Origin of the sequence: Glutamicibacter sp. (assembly GCF_050701915.1) — a bacterium.
Lineage (GTDB): Bacteria > Actinomycetota > Actinomycetes > Actinomycetales > Micrococcaceae > Glutamicibacter.
The window spans coordinates 1-9,421 of the sequence record NZ_JBOGEG010000060.1; the positions used below are offsets into that span (position 1 = coordinate 1).

The window sequence follows — 9,421 nt, forward strand, 5'->3', positions numbered from 1 at the left end:
CGTAATACGCGGGCACCCTTGCTGCTTCTGCATGGAACGCTGCCAGGCCTACTTGGCCTTGAGCCTCCACAGCGAAGTGACTTCCTTCGAACGGGCCGCATGCAGCACGTCCTCGGCATCCTGCGCGCGGTGGTGCCTTGGCGCGGTGTCGATCTTGTCGATGATTTCCAGGCCTGCCGCCTCGATGGCCTCCAGCAGCAGCGCGCGGGTGCGCAGGCCCAGCAGCTCGGCGAGATCCGAGATGATCAGCCATCCTTCGCCGTTCTCGGTCAGGTGGCCGGGCAATCCGCGCAGGAACTGCATCAGCATCTTGCTCTCCGGATCGTAGATCGCCGCGTCCAGGGTGCTCGGCGCGCTGCCCGGCAGCCACGGGGGATTGCACACAACCAGCGGTGCCCGTCCTTCGGGGAACATGCTGGTCAGTTGCGCATGGGCGGCAGCGGCGATGCCCAGGCGCGCGAAGTTGTCGTTGGCGCAGTCCACCGCGCGCTGGTGGATGTCGGTCCCGATGACCTGCTTGATCCCGCGGCGGGCCAGCACTGCCGAGAGCACTCCGGTTCCGGTGCCGACGTCGAAAGCCAGCGAGAGATCCTCCAGCGGTGCAACCGCGACCAGATCCACATATTCCTGCCGGGTGGGCATGAACGTCCCGTAGGCCGGATGGATTTTCGCTCCCAGCGCGGGGACCTCAACACCCTTCAGGAACCACTGGTGGGCGCTGAGCATGCCAGCTAATTCCTGCAAGCTGGCCACGGCGCGGTGGCCGGCCAGGTCCGCGGCCTGCTCGTAGCCGAATGCAACCGCCGGTCCGACGATCGGCGCCCGGGGCAAGTCCAGGACTGCCAGGCCGTCCTCGGCTTGGAAATCCAAGGCAACCAGGATCAGTGACAGCATCCGCGAACGCTGGGCCCGGGCCTGCCGGATGGCGTAGAACTTCTGCGCATCATCCAGGTCCTTCTTCTTGGCCTTCGAGCTGCCTGCCTTGGCCGCGTTGGCGGCGGCCATGCGCCGGTCCATGGCAGCGAGCAGCTGCTTGGCGTTGTGGAAGTCGCCGGTCCACAGCATGGCCGTGCCGCGGGCGGCATGGCGCATGGCCGCATCTGCGCTCAACCGGTCATCGGCCACTACGATCTGTGCCGGTGCCCGGCGGGAATTGGCGGACAGCCAGATGGCCGTGGTGCTGGTTCCTTCGTGGTCCCAGGAAACAGTTCCAGGGGCGGTGGCGGAATGGGAAGCGATGGGATGGCCCTGTCGATCAGCGTTGCTCAAACGCATGGCAACCGCGCATGAGCTGTACCGTTGCGAGGGGCTGGACTTCCAATTCTACCGGTCCCGGCCAGGCTAGCTGGCTCAGCGCCTGGCGCGCAGCTGTTCGAGGATCCTGATCACCGGAATCGAGCTGTCCGATTCGGCTGCCAGCTGCCGGGCAATTCGCCGGGCGCCGTCGGCCAGGTCCGCATTGGCCAGGACCCCGGTAATCGAGGACGCGAGCCGCTGCGCAGTCAAGTGCTTGTAGGCAATGGGCGCTGCAGCCGCGCCGAGCCGGTGGATGCGCTGGGCCCAGAACGGCTGATCGGTGAAGACCGGAACCGGAACTGCTGGGACGCCTGCCCGCAGGCCAGCGGCCGTGGTGCCAGCCCCGGCGTGGTGCACGACGGCCGCCATCTGCGGAAACAGCCAGTGGTGCGGTACCGCGCCGATGCCCAAGATTCCGGGTTCGTCGATTTCCGCTTCCCCTTGCACGATGGTGCGCCTTCCGGTGCGCCGGGCAACATCCACGATGAACTCCGGTTCCAGCGCCTGCGTGCTGCCGAACCCAATGAAGACCGGAGGCTGCCCGTCGTCGAGGAAATCCAGCAGCCGCTGCGAAGGGGTCCACCCGGGATCAGCCGCCGGCCACCAGTACCCGCAATTGACGATCCCTTCGTGCCAATCCGCGCTGCGGGGAACGATCGCTGAACTGAAGCCGTGGAGAATCGGGTTCCGGTGCTGGCGGCGCAGGCGTTCGGAGGACGCCCGGCTGCGCGCGGGCAGTCCCAGGGATTCGCGCACCCGCTTTGCTGGCGGATCATAGGGCGCCTTGGAGGCGGCGAAGAGCTGGCCCAGCACCTTGTTGCCCAGCGGCCCGAAGCTGCGCGATGCGCCCAAAGCCATGGGGGAGTACGCTGCGCTGGGTTCGTTGGGTTGCAGGTGCGCGCCTATGGCAGGGATGCCCATGGCTTCGGCCACATCGTAGGCGTAGGGCGCTACCGCATTGGCCATGATGATATCGGCGCCGTGCTCGGCCGCGGCCATCGTTCCGGAGGCGGCCAGTTCGAAATAGTCCTGCAGCTCTCGGAGGTACCGGCGCAGGTCCTTGGGGCTGGCTTTGGCACCCGGCGCTGCCGGGTTGACCAGGGCGCTCATGTCCCCGGGCAGCTCCCGGAAGCGGCAGCCTGCCGAAACCACAACGTCCTGGTATGCAGGGTTCGCCGCGATAGCCACGTCGAAACCATGAGCCGCCAGATTCTGGCCGAGGCCGGCCATCGGCGCGACATCGCCGCGGGTTCCTGGCGCGATCATCAGCAAGCGCATGGGTCCTCCTGTAGAGTTAATTGCGAACAGTGTTCGCGGTTAACTATACAGCCAGAGAGCGGCGCGTGACGCGCCCTGCAGGAAAGGACAAGTGATGGCCGGCAACCAGCCTCGCACCGGGCCCAGGCCCCGGCACTCCCGGGCCAAGATCGCCCTGGCGGCGATCGCGCTAGCCGATGCCGAAGGCATCGGAGCGGTGTCCATCAGGGCCGTTGCTGCAAAGATCGGAGCCGGAGCCGCCTCCCTGTACCGTTACGTTCAGTCCCATGAAGAGCTCACCGGCCTCATGGTCGAGCAGATCAGCGCGGAATATGAACTGGAATCGCTGGCCGGATCCGCTGCCCAGCAGCTTCTCGGCCTGGCCACCCAAGGCCTGCAGATCATGCGCCGGCATCCCTGGGTCCCGGCGCTGGCCATGGGCAAGCCGCCTATGGGCCCGAACGCCTTGGCATACCTGGAACACGGATTAGCCGCCCTGGAAGGCAGCGGGCTGGAGGCAGGGGCCAAGCTGCATTGCCTGGCGATGCTCAACGCCATCACCGCAGCGTTCGCGCTGAATGAGCAAAGCGAGCAACAGCCCCAAGACCCGGCGGCGCTGTTCGCGCAGCTGGAAACAGGCCGCTACCCCCACCTGTCAGCCGCGCTGGGCCAAGCGGCAAGGCCCGTGGACCAGCAATATGCCTTCGAGAACGCGATCATGAACTATCTGCGTGGTGCCGGTGTTATTCCCGACTAGCCAAATGGCCATTCTTTGACATCTTCTAGGTGGTGCAGGGGCAATATGGAAGCATGAATCCATAGCATTATTGCCTAGATCCAGGAGCTGAAATGCCCGCGCCCAGCGAAGCAAGCATGAAAGAAATCCACGAGCTCATCGCCGTGGACACCACTAGCCGCGACAGCAACCTTGCGCTGATCGAGAATGTCGTGAAGAAGCTGGACGCCTATGGCATCAGCTCCCAGCTGATCCACAACGAGGAGGGCACCAAGGCCAACCTGCTGGCCACCATCCCCGCCGCAGATGGAACCCGCACCGGCGGCATTGTGCTCTCCGGGCACACCGACGTGGTACCCGTGGACGGGCAGAACTGGAGCAGCGATCCATTCGATGCCCAGGTGCGCGGAGACAAGCTCTATGGCCGCGGCACCTGCGACATGAAGGGCTACCTCGGGGTGATCCTGGCCAAGCTGGATCAGCTCACCGGCGCTGAACTTGCCGAACCAATCCACCTGGCGCTGTCCTACGACGAAGAAGTCGGCTGCGTCGGCGCGGTTTCGCTGGTGCAGAAAATAGTTGACGAGAACCTGGCACCGCGCGGATGCTTCGTGGGGGAGCCATCGAGCATGCGGGCGATCCGCGGCCACAAGTCGATGAACGTTTTCCGTGCCGAATTCAACGGCGTCGCAGCGCACTCCTCGCTGCCCTCCGAAGGGGTCAACGCAATTTCCTATGCGCTGCGCTTCGCGAATTTCGTCGAAGAGGTTTCAGCCGAGCTGCGCAGCAATGGCCCGCGCGATGAATCGTTCATCGAGCCGACCACCACCATGAACGTGAACAAGTTCGACGGCGGCATCGCGGTGAACACCATTCCCTCGCAGGCGGTGGTCTTCTTCGAGTACCGCTCGCTCGCGGTGGTGGACCGCGAGGCGCTGACCGCGCGCTTCGGCGAGGAAGCGGCCAAGCTGGAAGCCCAGATGCGCGAGCGGAACCCGAACTGCTCCGTGCAGTTCTCGCAGCAGGCGGGCGCTCCGGGGCTGGATACCGCACCTGGAGAAGGGATCGTATCCTTCGCGGCCGCCTGCGGCGCCATTGCCACCGATGAAAAGGTCACCTATGGCACCGAAGCCGGGCTGTTCGCCGCGGCCGGCATCCCCACCGTGGTGTGCGGCCCTGGCGATATCGCCCAGGCGCACGCTCCGGACGAATACATCGAGCTGGAGCAGATCGTGGCGTGCGAGAACTTCATCGATTCGCTGATTGCGCAGCTGAGCTCATGAGCGCCGAATTGAAGGCGACGCCCGAGCAGATCGCCAAAGCCCGCAAGGCTGTCATCTCCAGTTCCATTGGCGCGGCGCTGGAATGGTTCGACATCATTGTCTACGCCACCTTCGCGACCACCATTGCCAAGGTGTTCTATCCGGAATCAGATGGCACGTTCGCGCTGATTCTCACCTTCGCCACCTTCGCGATTTCCTACCTGATCCGCCCCCTGGGCGGCATGGTGCTGGGCAGCTACGCCGACCGCAAGGGGCGCAAGAACGCGCTGACCCTCACGCTGGGCCTGATGATGCTCGGTACGCTGATCATGGCCGTGGCTCCGCCCTATGAAATGGCGGGCGTGGCTGGTGCCTTGATCATCTTGCTCTCGCGCATGATCCAGGGATTCTCTGCCGGTGGCGAATTTGGCACGGCCACTGCATTCCTGATTGAAACTGCACCGCATAAGAAGGCGTTCTACTCTTCGTGGCAGGTCGCCAGCCAGGGTGCATCGATGCTGCTGGCTTCTGCCTTCGGCTACTTCCTGACCACTGGGCTGAGCCAAGAAGCCTTGGAGAGCTGGGGCTGGCGCGTGCCGTTCTTTGTTGGCCTGCTGATCGGGCCGGTGGGCCTGTATATCCGCGCCAAGCTGGAGGAAACCGAGGAGTTCATTTCCGCTGCCAAGGAGAAATCGCCACTGGGCACGCTGTTCGCACAGCACTACGGCCGCCTGCTGGCCGCAGTGGCAACCATTGGCGTGGCGACCATTTCGGTGTACATGATCCTCTACATGCCCACCTTCGCCGTCACCAACCTGAAGATCCCTGCCGATGCGGCCTTCCTGGGCGGCATCTCGGCGGGCATCATCACGCTGTGCGGCGTCCCGCTGGTGGGCCATCTGGCTGACCGCATTGGCCCGGCCAGGGTGATGACCTATGCCGCGGTCGCGGCGTTCGTGCTGGCCTACCCGCTGTTCAAGCTGATGACCTCGAACCCGAGCGTCATCGTGATGGTTATCGTGATCGCGGTCCTCGGCGTGATCATGTCCTTCTACTTCGGCCCGCTGCCGGCGTTGCTCTCCAATCTCTTCCCGGCTGCCATCCGGGGTTCGGGACTGTCGGTGGCCTACAACGTGGGCGTGACCCTATTGGGCGGCATCGCACCGCTGGTACTGACTTGGCTGCTGGACCTCACCGGGTCGCTGGATGCTCCGAGCCTGTACTACATGGCGATTTCGGTGATCTCGCTGGTTGGACTGGTGATCGTGCGAAAGCGCTACGGCCAGCGCTAGAGACGATCTGCCTGCAAGGAGGGATCGCCGCAAGCTTCTTCGTGAAACTTCCGGCGATCCCTCTTTTTCAGGTGATTCGCATGCTTACAGGGCGACGAGGAGTACGGCCGTCCAATGGCATAGGAAGGCCACGACGGTGCAGGCATGGAACAGCTCATGGAATCCGAAAATCCTCGGCAGGGGATTTGGCCGCTTGGTGGCGTAGAAAACCGCCCCGACCGTATAGGCCAAGCCGCCAGCGAGAATCAAGATCATCACCGCGGGATTAGCTGCCCAGAATGCCGGAAGCTGCATCAGCGCACCCCACCCGAGCAGGATGTAGAGGCCGACTCCCACCCAGCGCGGCGCAGCGGGCCAGAAGGACTTGATGGCAATCCCGGCCAGCGCACCGGCCCAGATGATGGAAAGAACGATAATCGCCTGCCTGCCAGGCAAGGTCAGTGCTGCAACCGGCGTGTAGGTGCCGGCAATGAGCAGGAAAATGTTCGCATGGTCAGCCCTCCGGAACAGGCCCATCACCTTGTCGGTCCAGTTGCCACGATGGTAGAGCGCCGAGGTGCCAAAGAGCAGGATCGAGCAGAGGGCGAAGACGGCTGTGGTCCATTCGGCCAGCCGCCCGTCTGCCAGCACGATCAGCACGAGGTTCATGATGATGATGCCCGGGGTGGACCAGGCGTGGATGAGTCCGCGCCAACGAGTGCGCTCGGTGCCGATGTGCGCGAAGGTGCGCGCTGCCCGGCCTTTGCCTGCAGGGGGTAGCGGTGCGGTAGCCATGGCCGTCCTTAAAGTCGTGCTCGGGGATTAATCCCCTGTGCTCGAATTCTACGGCAGATTACTGGCGAGTAGCTGAGGCAAGAGGGTGCGCGCGGCAAAAAGGAACCCACCGATCAACAGCAAGCGCTGCTAATCGGTGGGTTCTGTCGTGCAGCTAGGTGGGGCTAGCGATAGCAAAGCTAGATTAGCCGCGCTTTTTGGTGATGAATCCCCAAATAACCAGGACGACTAGGGCGCCGCCAATGGCAAGGAGCCATGTGGAGATGCTCCAGAACTCGTCGAGCTTTACATCGAAGATCAGGCTTCCGAGCCAGCCGCCGAGTATCGCGCCAACGACACCGAGTACCAAGGTGGCAATCCAGCCGCCGCCTTGCTTGCCAGGCATGATTGCTTTTGCGATTGCGCCAGCAATCAGGCCCAAAACGATCCATCCAATGAATCCCATAATTCGCTCCAAAGGTCAGACTGTGTAGTGGTCGGATTTGATCCACTTAAAACGAGACACTACATGGGTTTGAGCAGGGGCTCTATTGAATACTCGCCAAATATCAGGGTTTTAAAAGACTTGGTTCAACCTCTGGTTGAAGGCTTCACGTTTTATGTTGAAAATACAGGTGCTGACCAGAGTGTTCGCACGAGGTCTGGAATTACTCGGCAAAATTTGTTGACAGTATCCCAGGCCACTCCTAGTCTGGTTAAATCAGATTTTATGACTTGGGTGATACCTTAAGTCAGATATTAGTTTGCACGCAACGGAGTGAATGCATGAATCAACTAGTCCCGCCCATTGTTGTTATGGGTGTTTCGGGCAGTGGCAAAACCACCATCGGGCAGCTGCTCGCTGACCAGTTTGAACATGAATTCATTGATGGCGACAGCCTGCACCCAAAGGCCAACAAGGAAAAAATGGCCGCCGGGCAGTCGCTGGATGACGCTGACCGCGAGCCGTGGCTGCAGCTGATCGGCTCCAAATTGGCCGAAAGCAATCGGCGCGAAGCGCCGCTGGTTATTGCCTGCTCGGCACTGAAGCGAAGCTACCGCGATCTCATCCGGAGCCTGGAGCCAGCAACGATCTTTGTTCACCTCACCGGTGTTCCGACCCTGATTCGGGATCGGATGAACGCGCGCTCGCATGAGTACATGCCCACCAGCCTGCTCGACAGCCAGTTGGCCACGCTTGAAGCTCCAGGTGCGGACGAGCCGGTGCTCAGTGCCGATATTGCAGATAGCCCCGAGGACATCGTTCGCCAGCTGATCGCCAAACTGTCCTAGTACAGTGTGCTGACAGCAATCCACAGACCACCTATGGCATAAGCCTCCCATTGATCAAGGAAGACAATGACAAATGAGCTTGAACTGAACTGGACGCTAAGTACGCCCGGTCTCCTGATGCTGGCGGTCGCCGCGGTAGCGTTGCTGCTGGTGCTGATTATCCGCTTCCGCGTCCACGCGTTCCTCGCACTGGTGCTCACCAGCTTGCTGACCGCAGTAGCTTCCGGCATCCCCGCCGAATCGGTCATCACGACGCTGACCGGCGGCTTCGGCTCCACGCTGGCCAGTGTGGCCCTGCTGGTCGGCCTCGGCGCAATGCTCGGACGCATGCTGGAAACCAGCGGTGGCGCCGATGTAATGACCAGCTGGCTGATCTCCAAGTTCGGCGAGAAGCGCGCACCGCTGGCCTTGTCAGTTGCTTCGCTGCTCTTCGGCTTCCCGATATTCTTCGATGCCGGATTGGTAGTCATGCTGCCGATCATCTTCACCGTGGCCCGCCGCTTGGGCGGCTCGCTGCTGCTCTACGCAATCCCATCGGCCACCGCATTCTCGGTGATGCACGTCTTCGTTCCGCCGCACCCAGGGCCTGTGGCCGCATCCGGCCTGCTGGAAGCCAACGTCGGGCTCGTGCTGGTGCTCGGATTGATCGTCGCGATTCCAACGTGGTTCGTTGCTGGCCATCTCTTTGGAAAGTTCGTCGGCAAGAAGTTCAACATCCCGGTACCGAATATCCTGGATGCGGCACTGGGCAACGGTGCATCGAAGGAGGATTTCAAGTCCTCTCCTTCCGTAGGCACCGTCTTCAGCCTGCTGCTGCTGCCGCTGCTGCTGATCTTCATGAACACCGGGTTGAACATGCTCGGCTCCGCCGGAGTCGTAGACCCGGAAACCTCGTGGGTTCGCTGGCTGCGCCTGCTGGGTGAAACTCCGGTGGCCCTGCTGATCACCGTGCTGCTGGGAATGTTCCTCTTGGGCTTCCGCAAGGGCAAGGACAAGACCCTTACCGAAACCATCGTGGACTCCGCGCTGGGCCCGGTCTGCTCGATCATCCTGATCACCGGCGCCGGTGGCATGTTCGGCGGCGTGCTGCGTGCCAGCGGCATCGGCAACGCCATTGCCACCTCGCTTGAATCGGTGGGCATGCCGCTGATCGTCGCCGGCTTCCTGATTGCGGCCATCGTCCGCCTGGCCCAGGGTTCGGCAACCGTAGCGCTGACCACGGCGGCCGCCATCATCCAGCCGGCCGTTCTGGCGGATTCCTCGCTGAGCGCATTCCAGGTCGCCGCCATGGTGCTGGCACTGGCAGCGGGCTCGGTCTTCGCCGGACACGTCAACGACTCGGGCTTCTGGCTGATCTCGCGCTTCCTGGACATCGATGTGCCAACCACCTTGAAGGTTTGGACCGTTGGCCAGGCACTGGTCTCGGTTGTCGGCTTCGCCTGCGTCATGGTGCTCTACGGCCTGGCTAGCGCGCTGGCCTAAAGGCGGCAGCAAGTCGAACAAATAATCCGCCGGGGGCAGCGATGCAGATC

The 9,421-nt window shown here is 62.7% G+C and carries 9 protein-coding genes; 5 read left to right on the forward strand and 4 right to left on the reverse strand.

Annotated elements, in window-relative coordinates; all coding sequences use genetic code 11:
- Window positions 1–48: 48 nt before the first annotated feature.
- Window positions 49–1,275, reverse strand: coding sequence for a methyltransferase (locus ACRDT3_RS18670; RefSeq protein WP_431494415.1), 1,227 nt, complete (start codon window positions 1,273–1,275; stop codon window positions 49–51).
- Window positions 1,276–1,350: 75 nt separating this feature from the next.
- Window positions 1,351–2,574 (reverse strand): glycosyltransferase, encoded by a 1,224-nt coding sequence (locus ACRDT3_RS18675; RefSeq protein ID WP_431494416.1) that lies wholly within the window; start codon window positions 2,572–2,574, stop codon window positions 1,351–1,353.
- 94 nt (window positions 2,575–2,668) lie between these two features.
- Here ACRDT3_RS18675 and ACRDT3_RS18680 point away from each other — a divergent pair, with 94 nt between their 5' ends.
- The 3 genes from ACRDT3_RS18680 (at window position 2,669) to ACRDT3_RS18690 (ending at window position 5,843) form a co-directional block, all read left to right on the forward strand.
- On the forward strand, window positions 2,669–3,310 hold the full coding sequence (locus ACRDT3_RS18680) for a TetR/AcrR family transcriptional regulator C-terminal domain-containing protein (RefSeq protein WP_431494417.1): 642 nt from the start codon (window positions 2,669–2,671) through the stop codon (window positions 3,308–3,310).
- 116 nt (window positions 3,311–3,426) lie between these two features.
- Window positions 3,427–4,572, forward strand: a complete 1,146-nt coding sequence (gene argE, locus ACRDT3_RS18685; protein ID WP_431494418.1) for an acetylornithine deacetylase — start codon at window positions 3,427–3,429, stop codon at window positions 4,570–4,572.
- Complete coding sequence (locus tag ACRDT3_RS18690) at window positions 4,569–5,843, forward strand: MFS transporter (RefSeq protein ID WP_431494419.1); 1,275 nt, start codon at window positions 4,569–4,571, stop codon at window positions 5,841–5,843. The genes argE and ACRDT3_RS18690 overlap by 4 nt, the downstream gene beginning before the upstream one ends.
- Window positions 5,844–5,927: 84 nt before the next feature.
- On the opposite strand, the gene trhA is transcribed toward ACRDT3_RS18690, so the two are convergent.
- Entirely contained in the window at window positions 5,928–6,617 is a 690-nt protein-coding gene (gene trhA, locus ACRDT3_RS18695; RefSeq protein ID WP_431494420.1) for a PAQR family membrane homeostasis protein TrhA, read from the reverse strand.
- Between the two features lie 184 nt (window positions 6,618–6,801).
- Entirely contained in the window at window positions 6,802–7,062 is a 261-nt protein-coding gene (locus tag ACRDT3_RS18700) for a GlsB/YeaQ/YmgE family stress response membrane protein (RefSeq protein WP_431494421.1), read from the reverse strand.
- Between the two features lie 320 nt (window positions 7,063–7,382).
- Here ACRDT3_RS18700 and ACRDT3_RS18705 point away from each other — a divergent pair, with 320 nt between their 5' ends.
- Together ACRDT3_RS18705 and ACRDT3_RS18710 are read left to right on the forward strand one after the other, a co-directional pair.
- Window positions 7,383–7,889 carry a gluconokinase gene (locus ACRDT3_RS18705; RefSeq protein ID WP_431494422.1) on the forward strand — a complete coding sequence of 169 codons (507 nt, stop codon included), beginning with the start codon at window positions 7,383–7,385 and terminating at the stop codon, window positions 7,887–7,889.
- 66 nt (window positions 7,890–7,955) lie between these two features.
- Window positions 7,956–9,371 (forward strand): GntP family permease, encoded by a 1,416-nt coding sequence (locus tag ACRDT3_RS18710; RefSeq protein WP_431494423.1) that lies wholly within the window; start codon window positions 7,956–7,958, stop codon window positions 9,369–9,371.
- Window positions 9,372–9,421: the final 50 nt, after the last annotated feature.

Excerpts from the sequence above, each read along its gene's own strand:
- ACRDT3_RS18670 (WP_431494415.1), bottom strand. The coding sequence starts at position 1,275 with ATGCGTTTGAGCAACGCTGATCGACAGGGCCATCCCATCGCTTCCCAT.
- ACRDT3_RS18675 (WP_431494416.1), bottom strand. The coding sequence starts at position 2,574 with ATGCGCTTGCTGATGATCGCGCCAGGAACCCGCGGCGATGTCGCGCCG.
- ACRDT3_RS18680 (WP_431494417.1), top strand. The coding sequence starts at position 2,669 with ATGGCCGGCAACCAGCCTCGCACCGGGCCCAGGCCCCGGCACTCCCGG.
- argE (WP_431494418.1), top strand. The coding sequence starts at position 3,427 with ATGAAAGAAATCCACGAGCTCATCGCCGTGGACACCACTAGCCGCGAC.
- ACRDT3_RS18690 (WP_431494419.1), top strand. The coding sequence starts at position 4,569 with ATGAGCGCCGAATTGAAGGCGACGCCCGAGCAGATCGCCAAAGCCCGC.
- trhA (WP_431494420.1), bottom strand. The coding sequence starts at position 6,617 with ATGGCTACCGCACCGCTACCCCCTGCAGGCAAAGGCCGGGCAGCGCGC.
- ACRDT3_RS18700 (WP_431494421.1), bottom strand. The coding sequence starts at position 7,062 with ATGGGATTCATTGGATGGATCGTTTTGGGCCTGATTGCTGGCGCAATC.
- ACRDT3_RS18705 (WP_431494422.1), top strand. The coding sequence starts at position 7,383 with ATGAATCAACTAGTCCCGCCCATTGTTGTTATGGGTGTTTCGGGCAGT.
- ACRDT3_RS18710 (WP_431494423.1), top strand. The coding sequence starts at position 7,956 with ATGACAAATGAGCTTGAACTGAACTGGACGCTAAGTACGCCCGGTCTC.